The organism is Gemmata obscuriglobus, from assembly GCF_008065095.1.
Taxonomy (GTDB): domain Bacteria; phylum Planctomycetota; class Planctomycetia; order Gemmatales; family Gemmataceae; genus Gemmata; species Gemmata obscuriglobus.
Window position 1 is genome coordinate 5,836,012 of sequence record NZ_CP042911.1, and the last position, 18,877, is coordinate 5,854,888.

General features: G+C 67.4%; 9 protein-coding genes and 2 pseudogenes. 7 read left to right on the forward strand and 4 right to left on the reverse strand.

Annotation, left to right across the window (positions count from 1 at the left end; translation table 11 throughout):
* The first annotated feature begins 29 nt into the window (after positions 1 to 29).
* Together GobsT_RS24395 and GobsT_RS24400 are read left to right on the forward strand one after the other, a co-directional pair.
* Positions 30 to 2,930 (forward strand): DUF3854 domain-containing protein, encoded by a 2,901-nt coding sequence (locus GobsT_RS24395; RefSeq protein ID WP_010037327.1) that lies wholly within the window; start codon positions 30 to 32, stop codon positions 2,928 to 2,930.
* On the forward strand, positions 2,927 to 3,355 hold the full coding sequence (locus GobsT_RS24400) for a hypothetical protein (protein ID WP_010037325.1): 429 nt from the start codon (positions 2,927 to 2,929) through the stop codon (positions 3,353 to 3,355). Before GobsT_RS24395 ends, GobsT_RS24400 begins: the two co-directional genes overlap by 4 nt.
* Positions 3,356 to 3,813: 458 nt before the next feature.
* Here the strand turns inward: GobsT_RS24400 and GobsT_RS24405 are convergent, their stop codons facing one another.
* Positions 3,814 to 4,380 carry a hypothetical protein gene (locus tag GobsT_RS24405; protein ID WP_010037323.1) on the reverse strand — a complete coding sequence of 189 codons (567 nt, stop codon included), beginning with the start codon at positions 4,378 to 4,380 and terminating at the stop codon, positions 3,814 to 3,816.
* On the reverse strand, positions 4,373 to 4,672 hold the full coding sequence (locus tag GobsT_RS24410; protein WP_010037320.1) for a hypothetical protein: 300 nt from the start codon (positions 4,670 to 4,672) through the stop codon (positions 4,373 to 4,375). Before GobsT_RS24410 ends, GobsT_RS24405 begins: the two co-directional genes overlap by 8 nt.
* 297 nt (positions 4,673 to 4,969) lie before the next feature.
* Here GobsT_RS24410 and GobsT_RS24415 point away from each other — a divergent pair, with 297 nt between their 5' ends.
* From GobsT_RS24415 to tnpC, 5 genes and pseudogenes are all read left to right on the forward strand, one after another.
* Positions 4,970 to 5,899, forward strand: a complete 930-nt coding sequence (locus tag GobsT_RS24415; RefSeq protein WP_010037318.1) for an FAD synthase family protein — start codon at positions 4,970 to 4,972, stop codon at positions 5,897 to 5,899.
* Between the two features lie 124 nt (positions 5,900 to 6,023).
* A pseudogene (locus GobsT_RS41215) lies at positions 6,024 to 6,150 on the forward strand (LicD family protein); the annotation flags it as partial.
* A 1,326-nt stretch (positions 6,151 to 7,476) separates the two neighbouring features.
* Positions 7,477 to 7,857, forward strand: a complete 381-nt coding sequence (gene tnpA / locus GobsT_RS38950) for an IS66 family insertion sequence element accessory protein TnpA (protein WP_010037312.1) — start codon at positions 7,477 to 7,479, stop codon at positions 7,855 to 7,857.
* The gene (tnpB, locus tag GobsT_RS38955) at positions 7,851 to 8,213 is read left to right on the forward strand and encodes an IS66 family insertion sequence element accessory protein TnpB (protein ID WP_010037309.1); all 363 of its coding nucleotides are present in this window, start codon (positions 7,851 to 7,853) and stop codon (positions 8,211 to 8,213) included. Before tnpA ends, tnpB begins: the two co-directional genes overlap by 7 nt.
* Positions 8,214 to 8,259: 46 nt before the next feature.
* Positions 8,260 to 9,558: pseudogene (gene tnpC / locus GobsT_RS39920) on the forward strand (IS66 family transposase).
* Positions 9,559 to 9,594: 36 nt separating this feature from the next.
* On the opposite strand, the gene GobsT_RS24440 reads toward tnpC, so the two are convergent.
* On the reverse strand, positions 9,595 to 9,897 hold the full coding sequence (locus GobsT_RS24440) for a hypothetical protein (RefSeq protein WP_232068415.1): 303 nt from the start codon (positions 9,895 to 9,897) through the stop codon (positions 9,595 to 9,597).
* Between the two features lie 1,057 nt (positions 9,898 to 10,954).
* Positions 10,955 to 18,751, reverse strand: coding sequence for an Ig-like domain-containing protein (locus GobsT_RS24445; RefSeq protein ID WP_010037304.1), 7,797 nt, complete (start codon positions 18,749 to 18,751; stop codon positions 10,955 to 10,957).
* Positions 18,752 to 18,877 lie beyond the last annotated feature (126 nt).

Below are 18,877 nucleotides of genomic sequence, written 5' to 3' on the forward strand. Positions count from 1 at the left end.
CTGACGCCCCGGACCGACTGGAGAAACCTATGGACTTCACCGTATCAAATGGGTCCGGCGATCGCAATGAGAGCCCGAAAGAAATCACTGTCGATTTCGGCCCCGAGGCAGCCGACACCGAAACTGTGGGTCAGGGCGGTGCGGCGCGGGCAGAACAGCCCACCGATGGCACCAAAAAGCCCGAACTGCTGCCGAACCACCGGGCCGAACTCCGGGCGTCCGGGCTGACGGACGAAACGGGCACGGCGAATGGTGTGTACTCCGAGTCCGACCCGAAGGAGGTCGCCGCGCTCATCAATTGGAGTGTGACCCGCGCCAAGTTGCTCGGGCCGGTGTTGGTGTACCCGCATTTCGACCGCGACGGGCGACCGCTGCACCACGCCGCAGTGAAGCCGGACCGCCCACGTGACCGGGCGGACAAGCCCGGGAAGGTGAAGTACGAGAACCCGCGCCAGCGACCGAACCGCTTGTACGTTCCTGCGGGTGCCCGCGGCGCGCTGGGCGAGCCGACCGCGCCGCTGCTCGTTACTGAGGGGTGCAAGAAGGCGCTGGCCGCGACCCAGCACGGGTTCCCGTGCGTGTCGCTGCCCGGCGTCTGGTGCTGGGTGGCGCCGCGCGAGAAGAAGAACGGCAAGAAGGTCGGCAAGCTCGCGCTCAACCACGACCTGGCGGGCGTCGCATGGAAGGGGCGCCGCGTGTACATCTGCTTCGACAGCGACGCCGCGTCGAACTCCGATGTGGCCCGAGCCGAGAAGGCGCTCGCGGAGGTGTTGATCCGCCACGGGGCCGAGGTACGGGTCGTGCGGTTGCCCGCTGAACCGGACGGGGCCAAAAACGGGCTCGACGACTTCCTCGTCCGTCACGGCGCCGAACGACTCCGTCAGATCCTCAACGCCACCAACCCGGCCGCGAACCCAAAGCCGGAGGCGGTCCCCATTGATGCGACCGCATTCACCGAAAGCGGGTACACCGCGGTCCGCGGCAACACGTTCCACTGCGTGCTCGCGCGGGACGAGGACACGGACGAGTTGGTGGTCGCCAAGAAGACCAAGCTGGCCAACTTCATCGCTAAGATCGTGGGCGAGACGGTCACCGACGACGGGACCGAACAGGCCCGCGAGTTCGCGGTCCGGGTGGAACAGGGGCACAAGCCCGCGCGCGTCGCTGGGGTGCCGGTGGAGCGGTTCGGGGCGCTGGACTGGGTGGTCGAGAAGTTCGGGCCGACGTTGGTGATCCAGGCGGGCAGCGGGAAGCGCGATCACCTGCGGTGCGCGATTCAGGAGATGAGCGGGGACGACATCCCGTCGGCCACGGTCTACACACACACCGGGTGGCGCGAGATCGGCCGCCGGTGGTGCTACCTGCACGGCGCGGGTGCGATCGTCCCGAGTGTCCCAGGTGTCCCGGTTTCCCCATCGATAGATGTGCGACTCGACGGCGCGGCCTCTGGGTTCCAGTTCCCGGCGCCGCTCGCCGGCGATGCGCTCCGGGGCGCGGTTCGCGCCTCTCTGGGGTTGCTCGACGGGTTGGTTCCCGACGCGGTCGCGTTCCCGCTGGTCGCAACCGTGTACCGCGCGGGACTCGGTCCCGCCGACTTCGCGCTCTGGCTCTCGGGGCTGACCGGTGCGCAGAAGAGCGAACTCGCGGCGCTCGCCCAACAGCACTTCGGCGCCGGTATGACCCGGAGCCGGTTGCCGGGGAACTGGGCGTCCACCGACAACGCGCTCGAAGGATTGGCGTTCACCGTGAAGGACGCGGTGCTGGTGATCGACGACTTCGCCCCGCCGACCTCCCGCGCCGACGCGGACCGGCAGCACCGCACCGCCGAGCGGCTGATCCGCGGCCAGGGCAACAGCGCCGGGCGCCAGCGGATGCGGGCCGACGGCACGCTGCGCCCGCCGAAGCCGCCGCGGGGTCTGATCCTGGCGACCGGCGAGGACGTTCCGCGTGGACACTCGATCACCGCTCGGTTGGGCGTGGTTGCAGTGCGGCGCGGGGACGTGAACCTTGCTCGCTTGTCGGCGTGCCAGAAGGACGCAGCGGACGGGTTACACGCCGCCGCAATGGCGGGGTTCATCGCGTGGCTGGCGCCGCGGTACGCAAATGTCCGCGGCGGCCTTGATGCCGAGCGGGTTCAACTGCGGGACCAGTTCGTGGGTCAGTTCTCGCACGCTCGCACCCCCGACATCATCGCCAACCTGCTGCTCGGGTTGCGGTATCTGCTCGCGTTCGCGGGGGACATTCAGGCCATCGACCGACCACAGCGCGAGGAACTGTGGCGCCGTGGTGAGGTCGCGTTCCGGGCGCTGGCAGGCCAGCAAGGTGAGCACCAGCGAGCCGCCGACCCGGTGGCCCGGTTCCCGGAGATGCTCGGGGCGGTGCTGAGTAGCGGGCGCGGGCACCTCGCGGGGCCGGACGGCAAGGAACCTGGCGCCCCGCCATCGGTCGCGGCCTGGGGCTGGGATGCTCGCGAGAGCCGCACCGGGTTCGGCGAGGCGCGTGTGAGCTGTCAGCCGCGCGGGCGCAAGATCGGGTGGGTTGCGGGTGAAGAAGTGTATTTGGACCCGGACAGCGCGTTCGCGGCGCTGTCGGAACTGGCGCACGAACAGGGACAAGCGTATCCGGTCACGCAACAGACCTTGTACCGGCGGCTCAAAGAGAGCGGCGTGCTGGTGCGCACCGACGGCGATCGGACCGCTTACCCGGTCACCCTAGAGGGCGTGCGCCGGCGCGTGTTGGTGCTGGCCGCCGACTTCCTGCTGGGGAAACCGGGACAACCGGGGCAACCGGGACTGGCCAAGGGAAATACCGGCTCGTTTGTCCCGGTTGTCCCGGTTTCGGGAACAGGAGGCGGTACCGAGAGCACGAACGGTCGACACGCACACGCGGACGAGTTGTTTACGAACGACGTGGAGGTGTTCGCCCCATGAACACCCGCGACCTAATCACAGCGCTCCGGGGGCGAGGCTTCCTGCTCGCGGTGGTGGACGGCAAGTTAGCGGTGCGACCGGCGACCAGACTCGCCGCGGCTGATCGTGAGGCCATTCGGCGCAACTTGCCGGAGTTGGTCGCGGCGCTGGCGAACGAATCGCTGGCGCCCGCAGACATGAAGTCCCCGACCGTTTCGGATGCCTGGGACGGTGACCTCGCGCACCGGCTCATGTACACCGCGGACACGCTGGTGAGTGAACTCGGGGTGAGCGGATGCCGCACGACGGTCCAGGACGCGGCGGAAGCCGTGGTTCGCGCCCACGCGGCCGAGAACATGACGGAGTTGCGACGCGCGGTGTCGGTGTTCGTGACCGTGGTTCGCGGTCTGGGCGCGCGCTCTTCGACCGAAGCCCGCGCCGGGTGAGCGGCCGGAGGCGTTTTGCGGCAGAATTGTGCCGCGAAATGTTAACCCCGCGTTTCGCCGCGAACGGCTGTCAGACAAGGGTTTTACAACACAGCGTGCGATTTCCGGGCGCGCTCTTGCCCAATGATTTGGGTGAAACCGGTCGGGCGCTCTGAGGGAAGTTCAGCGGTAGCATGCACTGGCGTACTTGTCGGTGGCATCATTAAGTGGATTTGGGATCTTCTTGGATTCCAACGGTGCGGTTCTGCGGAATCCGGGCGGAGCGTGTCGGCGAGTACGGGCACCACGATCGCAGCGAAATCCGGAGCCCAACCCAAATGAACCCCATTCGGCCATGCGGAGAGGCCACCGAACGAGAAAAACCTTTGAAAGCGCCGCTTTCCGCGAGAGCCCGACCGGTTACACCCAATTCGATTCCCGTCACTCGCCGAATGAGCGCCAGCGGCCTTGGTTCGTCGCTAGCCATTTGCTCCAACGATAACAGCCGCCGAGGCGGCCACGTTAACTTGTTTCTTCGCAATGTTCACCTGAAGCACCGGGATCGCGAGTTTGCGCACCTGGGCGAGCGTCTTGACCGCCGCCAGGAACCGGCGATTGGCGGCGTCCATCCGGTGCTGATGGAACTCGGCTTGCCGGAACGACGTGTCCTTCTGGCCCTGTGCGGCGCGCAGCTCGGCGTCCTGCACTTGAAGCCAGCACGCCACGACCCGCTCGACCAGCACCCGCTCCACGGGCGTCGGGTTCTCGCCGAGCAGCTCGGCCCGGAGCAGTTCCAACTTCCTCAGCACCGCCTCACGGAAGCTGACGTTGTCGCCGGCCATCGCCCGGGTGAACGACGCGACGACCTCGTGGGCCAAGTCGCCGCCGAACAGGTGGACGCAGGCCGGGTCCTGCAACATCTTCCGCACCACCGGAGCGGTGCTCTCATCGCCGGCGTGGGTGCGCTTCAGCAGCGCTCGGATCTCGGCGGCCGTCTTCGGCAGTTCGGGCTCTGCCGGGGGGAGCGGCTTCGTTGCGTCAGCCACGCTTCTTCCTCCACGCGCCACGTTTATGTTGGTGAAACCCGGCCGCGACCAGAGCCGCCCGGACCAGTTCGTCGGCCCGTGCGTTCAGTTCGTCCAGAGGCGCGTCGAGTCCCGCCAGTCGCTCACGCTCGGCGTGGGCGTCGGCTCGCTCACCTTTTCGCCGGTCGCGATCGAGGGCGTCGAGTTGGGCGGCCAGTTCGCCGACCGGTCCGCTACCAACATATTCGCGGACGACGCGTCGACCGACGCGGCGGGATCGCGTGTAGTACAGGCCGCCCTTGTCCCAGCCCATTTCTGTTACACCTCGGCACGTGCCCCGCTTCGGCGGGTATTTGATTGTACCCGTTTGCTCATGCCGCGCAAGGTGAGCAGGTCAGGGGCAGATGCACCGGAGTGCCAATTCCCCCAGAAGAACGAGCAACCGGCACCTGACAGAAGCATGCGGCCTACTCGAAATCATCACAATCGACCAATCCCCCGAAAATCGCGCTCCTTCCCTTCCCCAAGGCCGGTTTGGGCGATTAGATGTGTGGGTCGGCGCGTACGGTCACACTGCGACCGCGCGGATCATTCACGCGATTCTTGATTCATGCTCAGCTTCGCCCGCCCGGTCCTCGAACGCCTGCGTAGCTGTGGCGTCCGCCACTGGCTCCTGTTCGACGCCCTGTGGCTCGCCCACCGTGCGCCCGAGCCGGTACCTCGGGCGGACCTCAACATCGACATCGGCGTGGACGCGAGCGATTTCTCCGCGTGTCGGGACATGCTCCTGGCGTGCCCGTCGTTACCCGATGAATTACCGAACGGGCGCCGCGCCGATCCGAATGTGGTCTCACTGGCGCGAGCCGACGGCCGGTGTGTGCGGTTGTGGCGCACCGAGCGCCGCGGGATCACGCGCGTGATTGCGTGCGCTCCTGAGCGGTTCGGATACGAGTTCCATTTCTGCGGGGCCGAGGAGCTATCGGTCGCCGGGCATCCGGTCGCGGTACCGCGATACGCACCCCAACTTCTCGATCACTGGTACGGTGCGGGCTGGCGCACGTCCCACGCCCCGCCCGCACTCGCCTCGCACCCGCCCGCGGCTCGCTCCGAACTGCGGGTCCTCATCGACGGGGTGTTCGACCTGTTCCACGTGGGCCACGTGCGCCTGTTCGCGCGGGCCAAGGCGTTGTACGGCCACGTTACCGCCGGGGTGATCGACGACGCCACCACGGCCACCTACAAGCGCTGGCCGGTGGTCCCGCACGAGCACCGGGTGGAGGTGGTGCGGGCGTGCCGGTACGTCGATGCGGTGATCCCCCACTACCCGCTCCGGACGCCCGTGGCCGCACTCGACGCCCTCGGGATCGACTACCTGATCCACGGGGCCGGCGATCCGGCGTTCCTCCACACCTACTACAGCCATCTGATGGCGGCCGGCCGGTTCCACACGCTGCCCGAGTTCGACGGGTACCACACCACCGACCTCATCGCGCGGGCCGGAACCACCGTTCTACCTGCGGAATCGGCATTCGACGGTTGAGGAGTCGCGACGGGCCGCCCCCCGGTCGCCGGCCCTGACGCGCAACGGCTTCCCTGGTCTCCCTGAATCCACTCACGAGAACCGCATGGCCCGTTTACCCGAGCAGCACGAGGCGCTCGACCTCCTGACCGAACTGGACCCGTTCCTGGCCCCGCGGGCGGCCCTGTTCTGGGGGAACCTGTTGGGGGCGGTGCGGCACGGCGGGTTCATCCCGTGGGACGACGACATCGATCTGCTGCTGCCGCGGTCGGACGTGCCCGCCCTGGAGGCGTTCTGTGCGGCCCGCGGGATCGGAATCGTTCACCACAAGGCCCACTTCCTGAAGCTGTTCCGACGCGACGGGGCGGTGTGCCGGCCCGACCTGCCGTGGCGCTGGCCGTTCGTCGACGTGTTCCCGTACGACGTGTTCGGAGGCGAGGTGCTGACGCGGTTCGCCAACCGCGTGTACCGGTTCCCGGCGCCACAAGTGCTGCCGTTCCGCCCGGTCCTGTTCGAGGGGACTCCGCGACTCGCGCCGGCGTGCCCACTGGCCGTGCTGCGGAGCCTGTACGGCGACTACGGCACGTACCAGATCAAGACCTACGACCACCGGACCGAGCGGTCGGTGCCTCTGGACGAAATCGTCGAGCGGGTGAACGCCGCGCACTGGCGCCAGACGCCGCCGACGGGCGAGTCGCACTCCACGTTCGCGCCGGTCGCGGCAGCGGCGTTCGCCAGGGGCCAGGGGCGGGTGATCGATCTGGGCAGTGGGTCCGGCCGAGACGCCGCGTATCTGCGGGCGCAGGGGTTCGAGGTGGACGAGTGCGACCCGCATACCGGCCGCGGCGGGGACGCATTGATGGCGGACCTGTCCGGGTACGGGCGCATGTACTGTCGTTGGCTGCTGCACACCCTCTCGTCCCGGCAGCAGTGGGCACTGCTGCGGCGACTGGCAGAAGTCCGGCCGGGAACCGTCGTGTGTCTGGAGTTCCGTGATCCGGCGGACGCATCTGCACTGACGCCCGTGTCCAACGACTCGCGCCTGTTTTTCGACGACGGGCACTTCCGCTGGCTGCTCGGAGCCAGTGAGGTAATGTCGGTGCTAGGTGCTGGGTTTAGGGTGCTCCACCACACGCTCGGCCGGTTTAGCTCGACGCCTGCTAGTGACCCGGTGCTCACCCGGCTCAACCTGCTCAAGCCATGACGATCTGCGCTGCGACAGATTGATTCAGCGCGGCAGAACAACGAGACGATATGGTGGGCTGGAACGGGCAACACGGCGGCGCGATCGTGCTCGAACCGAGTGCCCACTGACAACACGTTATCACCGCACGCGGGTTCCCGGGAGGCGAGGCGCTGCCGGAGCAGATGCGCGCTGAACGCGCCGAAATCCGTCACGCGGGGCACGGGTGTCGCCCACTGGCGCTCGAGATCCTGCACTCGCTTCTCCACACCGGGCTTCTCGGTCGGGGTCGCGGGCATGCAGAACCGAGGTGCGAACGTGTCGTGGCTCGCCAGCACCGCACCCGCCCGGTCGATCACGTCCTTGACGAGTTGTTTACCTTCGGGGTTGGTTTCTCCACCCCGAGGGTTTTGCGATGAACGAGTTTGTTCTTCCGGTCGATGTGACGAGTACGCCCATTGGTCCGGGCCGCCCGTCTCGGCGCGATCCGGCGGCCACCCGGCAGAAGTGGGTCGAGCGGATCGACCGGTTCCGCACCGCCGGCGTTACTGTCGCACAGTTCTGTCTGGCCGAGGGCGTCTCCGTCCCGGCCTTCTACCAGTGGCGGCGGACGCTCGCGGCCGAGCGCGCTACCGAACCGGCCGACCGGCTCACCGTCGTCCCCGTGCGGGTCGCGCGTCCCACGTCCGGCGTCGAGGTCGTGCTCACCTCCGGCGCGATGCTCCGCTTCTCGGCCGACTGCGATCCGCAGCACGTCGCGGCGTTGCTCCGGGCGGTGGGAGCAATCCCGTGCTGACCATACCGCCATCGGTCAAGCTGTGGTACGCGCCGACGCCGGTGGACTTCCGGCTCGGGTTCGACGGGCTGTTCAACCTGGTCCAGTCCCGGCTCAAGGCCGATCCGCTGTCCGGCCACCTGTTCATTTTTCGGAACAAGACGGCCGGCCGGGTGAAGGTCTTGTACTGGGGCGGTCACGGTCTGTGCTTGTGGTGCCAGCGACTCGAAGCCGGGCGGTATCACTTTCCCGACCCGGCCGAGGCGACCGACGCGGGCGTCGAGCTGTCGGCCGCCCAGTTCGCCATGATCCTCGACGGCATCGACCTGTCCCGCGTCCGACGGTTCAAGCGGTTCACGCCCGCGACACCCCGCTGACACTTTTCGCTGGCCGACCCCTCACGCGGCGGTCATCATCGCGGGCATGGACGCCCCGCTCCCCGACCCCGGCGCCCCACTCCCGACCGACGTGGCCGCGCTCCATGCGCTGGTCCGCGCGTTGCTGGCCGAGGGGACCCGACTGCGGGCCGAGAACGCCGAACTGAAGACCAAACTCGACGCGGCGACGAAGCACCGGTTCGGACGTCGCAGCGAGCGCAAGAAACCCGCACCGGCTGATCCGAAGCCCGCACGCCGACGCGACGAGCACGGGCGCTCGGTATTGCCCGAACATCTCGAACGGCGGGACGTGGTCCACGACCCGACCGACGAGCAGAAGCGGTGCCCGGCGTGCGGGCGTGCGCGGGAATGCATCGGCGAGCAGACGGCCGAGCAGTTGGACCTGGACCCGCCCCGGTTCTTCGTCCTGCGGACCCGCAAGCGGAGCTGCGCGTGCCGCCAGTGCGACCCGACGGCGGTGAAGCTGCGCGTCGCTGGCAAGAACCGCACGGCCCGGGCGCACCGGTGGGTCGGGATCGGGGATGCGGACTTCCCGTACGTAGTGTTCGACTTCACCACCGGCTACACGGCCGACGGGCCGAGAGCGTTCTTCGACGGCTATGCGGGCTACCTCCAGGCCGACGCGCTGGCCCAGTACGAGGGGCTGTAGCGCGAGGGGAAGGTGACGCACGTGTGCTGCTGGGCACACGCCCGGCGGAAGTTCGTGGCCGCTCACGACGCCGGCGAGGAGCGAGCCGGTCGAGCGCTCGAACTGATCGGCCCGCTATACGCGATCGAGCGGACGTTGCCCCCGCTGTTGCCCCCTTCGGACGACCTGGTCGCGACCGAGCAACGACGCGCCCGAGAAGAGCAACGGCGCGCGATCCGCGTGCGGGCGTCGGAAGGGCTGCTGAGCGACTTGCGGACGTGGCTCGATACGACGCGGGCGAGTGCGTTGCCGAAGTCACCGTTGGGGAGTGCAGTCGGTTACGCGACGAACAACTGGGCGGCGCTGGTCCGCGACCGGGACGCGGGGTACTTGGCGATCGACAACAACCTGGCCGAGCGAACGCTTCGCGCGGTCGCCGTCGGACGGAACAACTGGGGCGTGGTGGGTAGCGAGGTGGGCGGGCGAACGGCCGCGACCCTGTACAGCGTCGTCGGGACGTGCAAGCACCTGTCCATCGACCCGTGGACGTACCTGCGGGACACGCTGCCGGGGATCTTCGCGCTGGGCGACGAGCCGACCGCCGAGCAACTGCGCGACTGGCTACCCGATCGGTGGCTGCTCAATCGCACCCGCGACCGACCCGCCAACACCGCCGCGCCGCACAAATCCCAATAGCGAACCGCGACACCCAAACCCGCTGATCACGTGAGATCAGCGGGCTACCCGCGTTCCATCCCGAGCAACGTGTTTCGCCGGGCGCTTACGGCGCAGGTTGTGGTCCAGGGTGCGGCGTTGGAACGCGAGCAGGGACGGGTCCTTGAGGGCGAACAGGGCCAGGCTCGCCAGGAGCGTGTCGGGCAACGAGAACGTGGGCTCGTGACGCGCATCCGGGATCGTGTCGAACCGGTTCCGGGCGAGCGAGATCAGGGCATCGAAGTGGAGGTGCTCATAGCACCCGGGGAACCGACGGGTGGGCTCATGACCACGCCCCAACGGGATCGGAGGGCGATACAATGACGGCCGCCTCGGGCCGACCGAGCTTCCCCGCCGGGGCCAAAAAGGCCCACGAATTCAAGCTTTTCAAGCCGAATTTCGCTCGCCGGGAATTGCTGCGCGAGAGGCACGCCTGCCCGTCACTCATTCCCACACCACTCGCGACACCGTGAACGGTTACCGCGCCGACTGTTTGTGAGCGCAGGACTGCCCGGCTATTGTGCTGGCCGGGCATCAGCAACCAAGGCGACGGCTGAGCAAGTCGTTGAAAGGGCCCACCACGCAGAGAAAATGAAGGTGCTGTTTTGTGGATCATTGGCTAGACCAAATCGCACAAGCCAACAGGCTTGAACAATGAGCGACGCAGACCAAATTAGCAGACGCACTTTTCGAGTGGGAATTGTGATTGCACGCACCCAGTAACCGATGGTAATAAGGTACCCAATACCGAATGGAAACGGAATAAGCGCCGACACGCCAAACGTACCGAATAGTAGAACGCCCCAAAGTGAACCACCCAAAGCAAGCAAGATCGCGATCCGCTGCGGCCACAACGATTGACATGGCTGTTGCGCATCTTTGTGGACTGTTGATCGTAAAAAAAACATAATGTATCCATTTAGAAAATTGTCTAGGCCGTGTGGACAGCCGCAATTGACTTTCGACGTAAACCCTGAATCAGTCTGATGTAGTGCCACAATGGCGGCCAGGGGTTTGGCCGCCGCAACCGCTTGCTAGGCAGCAGCTCGTGAGTTGACTGTCTACATGATCTACTAGCCATCGCAGAAAGAGTGCAACTCCTGTGACTGCAGCAGGGCACCTTTCCAAGGAGTTGGTTGCTAACTGAATCGCACTCTTTCTGCAACGGCTAGCAATACGCTTCCCAGGAAACAACTGCCGGGCAGGCTTTCAGAAGCAGTCGAAAAACAACTGCCATTCCAGTGGTAGCTGTCGGCAGTTGTCTCCGGGAAGCGTATAAGATGCTGCAACCCAACGAGCTAGATTATTAGGCAAATCGAGCTATTCAACCCATATGGCCGTGGTCAATGGACAAAACACTATAATTTATATAAATACATTAATCATCTAAATATGGCATTCTGCCTCCCGCCGCAGCGTCAGTCTTTTTGAATACCGAGATGGGTGGCCGAACGTCGACAACTCCATCACCCTTGTGAGCATTTGCCATATTAGTCAAGTATGTCTTCCAGACTTTTTCAGTATCTTTTCTACCTTGATTGTTGAGCTGAAATCCAGCCTCTATCAACGCTCCGTTTCGCTTCTCTTCTGCGTTGGTTTCGAGTATCACAAGCTGCTTGCACTTCAAATCTACTGTTCTTACGGACCAAGTGCGCCAGCCAACGAGCAAGTGATTGCCGACGGTGACGGCTTCGATTTGCCGCCTAGGGCGATTGAAAAACAATTCCACATAATTGATATTGCCGGGGCCATCACCCGCTATTAGGCCGCTCGACCAACCTTTTAGGCCAACAGCTTCAAATCCGGCAAACCATCTACCATCTTTGATTCTAAAAGGAGGTATGACTCGAGAGTTATTATTTTCATTAAAATACTTAAACTGCTGCATGTCAAAATATATATTGCTGGCGATTGCATCCAACTGCTCTTGCGTTTTCCCTGTAAATTCAATCTTGACAATCTGTGTATGATGCAGCATCTCACCAGTTCCACCTTTGCTCCATTTCAGATCACGCACAACATCGGCGTCGGGAATCTTATCTAAACCGTCATCAATTTTGCGTTTCTGCAATCCGCTTGCATCCGTGTCGTTTAGCGGACCGTTCGCAACGAAGCCGTAAAAATTCACATCTCCACCGGCAAGCCGGATCGGGTCGATGCTCACCCACCGCCCGAGTGTCGGGCTATACCACCGGTTACGTTGCGGGTTAAGACCGGCCACCGCATCGGCCTCCATGCCCTGAAACCCGTGATAAAATGCGTATGCGCCTCCCAAGTCTATTTCATTATGGCTAGCGTTGTACGCGGTCTGCACGCCGAACGGGTCATAGGCGTACCGCTCGACCAAGCTCCCGCTGCCGTTGACCAGCGCGGTGACGTTCCAGTTGGCGTCCTGCTGCACCCATAGCCGCTCATCGAGCGTCCCGTTGGCGTCGGTATCGCGGTCACGCAGGATCAATGCGTCCAAGTACACAGGGCTCCACACGTACCGCGCGCTCGTGTTGCCGCCGACCTTCTCCTCGAGCACCTGCCACGAGGCCGAGTAGTACAGGTCCGTGGTTACGCTCGTCGCCGTCACGGTCTCGTTCACCCGCCGGTTGAGTCCATCGTACCCATAGGTCTTGAGCGTGGCGCCGCCGCTGCTCTTCACCGCCACGAGCCGGTTCCAGGCGTCGTACACGAACTGGCGCCCGGTCTCGTCACCGGTCATGTTCCCGTTCGCGTCGTACGTCGGGGTGGTGGCCCCGCTGATCCCGGTGATCTCGTTCTGCGCGTTCGCGGTGCGTGTCTGTGCGGCGCCGTTGGTGGTCACGCTGTCCCAGTTGCCCACCGCGTCGTAGTCCCAGTCTTGGCTCCGGGCTACCGTGCCACTGATCCCGGTCTTGGTGCCGTTGAGGGTGCCGCGATCGAAGCTCGCGAGCTGGTCCAGGGCGTCGTACCCGTACACCTCGCCGAACGTGGTATTGACAAGGTTGTCGCGGTACGTGCGGTTCCCGGCCGCGTCGTATCCGTACTGGAACCGGTCCGTCGCGGTGCCGGTTGTTGGGTTCAGCCATCGCTGATCCACGACCCGCCCGAACCGGTCCAGGCCCGTGTACTGGTCGCCCGCGTCGCCGACGCTCTCGGCGGCCAGCTTCACGTAACTCAAGTCCACGTTCGGCTGCGGGTGCGAGCGAACCACGACGGTGCCCAGCCCCAGGTACGAGTACGCTTCCAGTGTGCCGGTCGAATCGCTCAGCGACGACCGCCGGCTGATGCTGTCATTTATCCCCGACGCGTAGTTGTACGTCAACACATATCCGGACGGGTACGTGATCGACGTGGGCCGCGATTGGTTGGTGCCGCTCGCCATTTCCGAGTACCCGTACTGCACCTTCGGGGTGGTCGAGGCGTTCACCGCGCCGCCGTGCGCCTGCCATTCGGTCACCATCTGCCCGAGCCCGTTGAACGCCCGCTGCACCTGGTTCACGATGCTCCCACCCGAGGCCGCGTCGTAGCTGGTGACGAGGTAGGCGTTCCCCTGGCCATCGTACGCGGTCTCGATGCGCCGTACGGCACCGCTGACGCCGCTGCCGAGGGTCGTCACCGCGTCACTCACCACCCGCCCGAGCACATCGTACGTCAGCGTGTGAACGCTCCCGTTGCGGTCCGTCGCCGTCAGCGTCTGCCCCAGCACGTTGACCGTCGTGACCTCCTGCTCGGACGCACTCGCGGCTCCGGTGCTCGGGTTCGGCCACCGGGTCGCGCCCGCCACATCGAACGAGTCCACCGCGCTGCCGGTACCCTGGCTCACCCCGTACAGGTACTGGGTGGTCTGCCCCCAGCCGCCCGTCACGTACGCCGTCAGGCTGGTCATCCCGGCCCCGTTGTACGTGTACCCCACGGCCTTGTCGTCTGCGTCGCTCACCACCCCGTTGACGAAGTTCTGGACCGTCCGCACGGTGCGCCCCAGCGCGTCCGCGTAGGTGCGACTCACCCGCCCCGCCGTGTCGGTCGCCTCGGCCGCCAAGCCGGCATCCCCGCCGGCGTTGACCACGGTCACGGACATGGTCGGGTTGCCGCCCGTCGCCACCACCGCCGGCTGGTACTTGCTGCCCAGCGCTCCGGTGAACCGCACCTCCCACCCGTACCCGCCCGGGGCCGCCGTCACCGCCACGTTCCCGCTACCGACTGAGGACAGCGCCTCCAGCGCCGCCTGCACCGCCGCCGCGGACGCGTTCCACGCCAGCGACGAAGTGGTCTGGCCGCCAAACGTGAGGGTGAACGAGCCCCCCACGTTGGCCCCGGTGAGTTGTAACCACTGCACCGCGTCCGTCGCGTACCGGGTCTGCGTCACCAGCACGGTGGCGGTGCCCATCGGCACGGTGCCGGGCCGGGTCCACGCGGTCCCGCCGTTGGTCCCCACGTCCACGCTCGCCGTGGGCCGGTCGCCCAGGTCGTAGTAGTACCCGGCGTAGCTCACCCGCGCCCCGATCCCGCCCGACGGCGAGCCCAGCGCGCCGGTCCCGGTGGCGTCGTGGAACCGCTCCCGGCTCGTCACCGTCAGCACGTTCCCGCTCGCGTCGTACCCGTACTCCGCCTGCGTCAGAACCGTGTCCCCGGTCACGTCGTCGGCGTCGGAATACCCGATGTCCCCGCCCCCGTCCGTCGTGTAGTTGACGGTGAGCCGGCCCGCCCCGTCGTAGCTGGATTTCTGCACCAAGCCGCCCGGCGACACGGTCTTGAGCACCTGCCCGCGGGCGTCGTACCACGTGAGCGAATACAGCGTGTTGGAGCCCACGTTCCCGGTACCCGGGTCGACCGCGTAGGTGTCGGTGCGGTACACCCGCCCCAACTCGTCGTAGCTGGTGGTGGACTGCGCCCGCAGCAGGCTGGAACTGAGCGGCTGTGGCACCCCGCCCGTCACGCTGGGGGTCGCCCCGTCGGCGTCGTACACCCGGGTCTTGGTCACCTGCCCCAGGTTGTCGTAGTCGGTGTACACGAGCGGCCGGTTCACACTCGTGGACTCGCTCGACTCCACGCCCTGCTTCACCGCCACGGCCCGGCCCCGCCAGTCGAACCAGGTCTGCGTCACCCGCGCAGCGGCCCCGCCGCCCGGGTACTCGGTCACCGTGGTCAGGTTCCCGTCCCCGACGCCGCCCCCGTCGTACTCGTACGCCCGCACCTTCACCATGTTGGTGCCGGTCAGGTTGGTCGTGCTCCAGAACCCGGTGGTGGGCGTGTCGTCGGTGCCCACCCACACGCTCACCGCCCGCCCCAGCGCGTCGTACTCGGTGCGGGTGATGGTGCCCGCCGCGCTCACCGCCTTGTTCGACTGCCCCGTCTTCCCGTACCCGGTCTGGGTGCGGTAAAAGTTCACCCCCTCGGTGCCCAGCGTCGCCGACGTCGAATACGTCAGCCCGCTCAGGGCGAAGTACGCGTCCGTGTGCGTCGCCTGTCCGACCGCGTTCACGTACGTGCGGGACAGCGACTGCACCTGGGAGATGGACTCGGCCCCGGTCGGCCGCCCGCCGCTCACCGCCGGAGCCGCGCTCATCGTCAGGGTTTCGGTGTACCCGTTCGCCGCGTCCGTGCGGGTCACCGTCGTCGGCCCGGTCGGGCGGTTCGTAGTAGCATCCCAGCCGGCATACGTGCGCACCTCGCGCGCGTCGTCGTCGTACACCGTGTAGTCCACCCGCCCGTTCGGGGCCGTCACCTTGGTCGCACGCCCGAGCGCATCCACCTCGTAGCTGGTCGTCAGGTGCAGCCCGCCGCCCGACGGGGTGGCCCACCCGCTGGGCAGGTTCGCGAACGTCCCGGTCTGGGCCGTGTCCACGTCGGTGATGGTCTTCACCACCGCCCCGGTGGCCGCGTCGTACGCGGTGTACGTCAGGAACCCGGCCTGATCCTTCTGCCACACCGGGCGGCCGAACGCGTCGTTCACCGTCGTGACCGTGGTGGCGCTGTTGGACCCGTTCTGCGCCGTGGTGACGGTCGGCAACGTGACCGTGGTCGAAGCGATGTCGTTGGTGCCGGACCGGAACGTGTAACTGTAGCTCGTCGTCTGCCCGCCGGTCCCGTTGTCGTTCCGGTACACCGTCTCCGACGCCAGGTGGAAGAAGTCGAGCCCACCCACCGTGTTCAGGATGTAGGTGAGCGTCTGCTGCGGCACCGCCGTCCCGGTCTCACCCTGCTGGATCGCCGACTGCTTCAGGTACCCGATCGCGTCGCCCGCGGCCGAGAGAGTCGCGGTGGTGATGCTCCCGTACGTGTACACCGTCACCAGGCCGGCCGTGTCGCTCAGGTACGTCGCGTTCCCGCCGCTGTACCCGACCAGGTCCGCGTACCCCTCGCTGTACCCGGTCACCGCGCTGGGGGCTGCCGTCAGCGCCACCTGCCCGTCGGCCGTGTACCGGGTGTAGCTCACCCACGTGCGCCCGCCCGCCCCGGGCTCTGTCGCCGCCGTCAACAGCGTCTGCCCGCTGGTGTTCGCGTACCGCTTGGTCACCGTCCCGTCGTCCCGGGTCTCGGTCACCACCGTCCGCCACTCGTTCACCCCGTAGCTGGCCGCCGAGCGCGTGTCGTAGGACAGCGTGTACGTGCCCAGCCCGCCGTCGCACGCGCTGCACCCGGCCCCCGCCGTCACCACCTTGGTCACCCGCCCGCTCGCGTCGTACTCGAAGTAGTTGTCCGCGTACGGAGACACCTGCGCGTCGGTCAGCGCGTCCAGCGCGGTGGCCGGGTACGCCTGCTTGAGCCGGGCCACCGCGTCGGCGCCCAGGTGGAACTTCAGCGCCCCGGCGTACCCGGCGGTCGCGCCGCTCGCGTAGTACCGGGTGTACGTCTCCCCCAGCACCGCCCCGGCCCCGTCCTTGTCGACCGTGCCCACCAGCGCCGGGCCGCTCGCCCCGGCCGGCGTCGCGTAGCTCAGCTCGGTGGACCGGACGGTCGCGAACGCGCCGCCCGACGGCTTCCGCTCGCGGGTCACCGTGGCCACCTGCCCGGCGCTGTTGTACGTGTACGCGAGCCGCTCCGTCTCCCCGGTCGCGGCGTCCACCTTCTGCAACCCCAGGGGCCGCCCGGCCGTGTCGTACGCGGTCACCGACACGGCGTTCCCGGCGGCGTCGGCCCGCGACTTGAGCCGCCCGCGCAGCTCCGGCGCGACCGACGTGGACAGGTCGTAGAACACCTGCGTGCTGCCGTCCCCGGCGGTGAGCGTGTACTCGTTGTTGACGGCGTCCAGCTTGAGCCGGATCGTGCTCCCGAACCCGGTCGTGTATCCGCCCCCGGACGCGGCGTCGAAGCTGACCCGCGAGTTGGCCGAGGTGATCACCGCCACGTCGCCCGTGGTCGCGTCGGTGGACACCAGCCGGGTCCAGTCCCCGACCTGGGTGCCGGCGCCCGCCGTCCCCTCGGCGTACCCGAGCGCGTTGCTCCAGGTCACCCCGCTGCTCATCCCCGGCCCGAACCCGTCCCCGCCCACGCTCGCCAGCACCACCCGCACCGCGCCCGTGTCCTCCACACCGGACTCGGTCTTCGTCACCCCGCCGTTGTTCGCGGCCCCGTCGGACTCGACCAGTTCCGCGGACACACACGTTTCGGTTGGCTGGCTGGGGCGAATCGGATCAAAAATCACGACCCCGCCGCTTCCGCCCGAACTGCCGCCGCTCCCGCCGCTCCCGCCCGAACTGCCGCCGCTCCCGCCGCTCCCGCCCGAACTGCCGCCGCTCCCGCCGCTCCCACCCGAACTCCCGCCGCTGACGTTAACGGAGACGGTGGCCGTGGCGGTGTGCCCGTGCCCGTCGGCGATCGTGTACGTGAAGCTGTCGGGGCCGGAGTATCCCGCGCTCGAGGTGTAGTTGATCACGCTCCCGCTGACCGCCGCCGTGCCGTGGGAGGGCGTGCCGACGGTCGTGATGTAGATCGTGTCCAGGTCCGGGTCGGAGTCGTTGCTCATGACCGCGATCGCGGCCAGCGTGCCCGAGCCGACCGTGACGGTGTCACCCACCGCAACCGGAGGCGAGTTGCCCCCGCTCCCGCCGGAGCCGCCCGACCCGCCGCTCACGTCCTCCGGGTCGTTGCTGGCCCCCACGTACAGGCCGCCCGTGTACCCGGCCCCGAACGGCGTGTACCCGGTCATCGGGGCCGCCAGCTCCGCGCCCGTGGCCCCGTCGAACACCTTGACCTGGCCCGGAACCCCGGCCCCGGTGGCCGCCACCACGTCTGCCACCCCGTCGTCGCTCACGTACGCCACCGCCACCCGCACCCCGGCCGTCATCTCGGCCCCGAACGGGCTGAAGTCCGACACCACGGCTCCGGTCACCCCGTCGAATACCCGGACCCGGGACCCGGTCCCCGGCCCGGTCCCCACCACCAGGTCCGCCCGGCCATCACCCGTGACGTCACCCGCCAGGAGGTCCGCACCGACTTCGACGCCACTCGTGAGCGCCGAGTCGAACGCGTAGAAGCTGCCCAGCGGCCCCGCGATCGGCTGCCCGGTAGCCAAGTCGAACACCTTGACGTGCGGCCCGGCCCCCGGGCCGGCACCCACCACCAGCTCGGCCTTACCATCCCCGGTGAAGTCCGCCGCCGCGACCGTGGCCCCGCCCGCGAACGCCGGCGCGAACGCGTAGAACGAGGCCAGCTCCCCGCCGGTCCGGCCGCTGAACACCTTCACGTGCGGCCCGGCACCCGGTCCGGCCGCGGTGACCAGGTCCGCCCACCCGTCCCCGTCCACGTCCCCACTCGCCACGTACACCCCGCCGGTGAACCCGGCGTCGTACGCGTAGAAGCTCCCGAGCGGGCCGCTGAGCACGTCCCCCGTGCGGCCGTCGTACACCTTCACGTGCGGCCCGCCCCCGGGGCCGGCCGCGGCGATCAGGTCCGGCATCCCGTCGTGGTTCACGTCCCCGGCGGCCACCCGCACCCCGCCCGTGAACCCGGCGTCGAACGGCTGCCGCTCGAACGCCAGCTCCCCGGTCTCCCCGTAGTACGCCCGCACCAGGGGCGGGGCGCCGGTGGCCCCGCCGACGAACACCAGCGGCACCGGCAACGGCCGCCCGTCCGGCACCAGCCGGTCCTCGAGCGTCGTCAGGCGCAGGCCGGCCGGGCGCGGACTGGTGGCCGCGCGCCGCGTCAAGGTGCGAACAATGCGACGGAACGGCTTCAGCAGGATCCAACGGTTCAACCGCGTCATCGATCGGGCCTCGACGGGGCTAGGGGGAATCGTCCGGAGTACGCCGCCGTCCGGCGGCCGGTCCACGTTGCTGTGATCGCTCAGAATTATTGCGGAATGCTATATCTTACGCAATATAGTGGCAAG

Coding starts and splice junctions, on each gene's coding strand:
- GobsT_RS24395 (WP_010037327.1), top strand. CDS start 30: ATGGACTTCACCGTATCAAATGGGTCCGGCGATCGCAATGAGAGCCCG.
- GobsT_RS24400 (WP_010037325.1), top strand. CDS start 2,927: ATGAACACCCGCGACCTAATCACAGCGCTCCGGGGGCGAGGCTTCCTG.
- GobsT_RS24410 (WP_010037320.1), bottom strand. CDS start 4,672: ATGGGCTGGGACAAGGGCGGCCTGTACTACACGCGATCCCGCCGCGTC.
- GobsT_RS24415 (WP_010037318.1), top strand. CDS start 4,970: ATGCTCAGCTTCGCCCGCCCGGTCCTCGAACGCCTGCGTAGCTGTGGC.
- tnpA (WP_010037312.1), top strand. CDS start 7,477: ATGAACGAGTTTGTTCTTCCGGTCGATGTGACGAGTACGCCCATTGGT.
- GobsT_RS24445 (WP_010037304.1), bottom strand. CDS start 18,751: ATGACGCGGTTGAACCGTTGGATCCTGCTGAAGCCGTTCCGTCGCATT.